The organism is Variovorax sp. 01N429 (assembly GCF_056399425.1).
The window spans coordinates 1-428 of the sequence record NZ_JBFTRG010000138.1; the positions used below are offsets into that span (position 1 = coordinate 1).

Here is a 428-nt window from a genome sequence, read left to right on the forward strand (position 1 = left end):
ATGCTGCGGCGAGGACGCGCGGACCGGTTCGGGCGCGAGGAGTGCGCGACGCGGACGTCGTGGGCCACGACATCACCGGCTCCCGCGCACACCGCGACGACCGGACCGGTACGACGGATGTCGTCGACCACCGCGGAGTCCGGCAGCCGATGGGAGCCTGGGGCGAATTCCAGGCACCCGTTGTCAAGCTCGGAAGCATCCAAGAAGACACTGAGGTTGCAGGCGGTTCCCGGCGGCGTATCGACGCGATCACGGTGCCAGGGCACCGCCGCGGCGTGGAAGGCGCCCTTCACGATGAGAGCACACACGCGTGCCCGGGCGGGTCGCCCCAGCAACCGTGAGGCGAGATCGTGCAGCGGTCCCGCGGAGAACAACTCGGCGGCGCGCGGTGCGGGCTGCTTGTCGAGGTTGTGGATCCGGTAGAGCAC

The 428-nt window shown here is 70.1% G+C and carries 1 protein-coding gene; it reads right to left on the minus strand.

Annotated elements, in window-relative coordinates; translation table 11 throughout:
* On the minus strand, positions 1–428 hold a 428-nt coding region (locus AC1DSF_RS30955), incomplete at both ends, for a phytanoyl-CoA dioxygenase family protein (protein WP_478184135.1).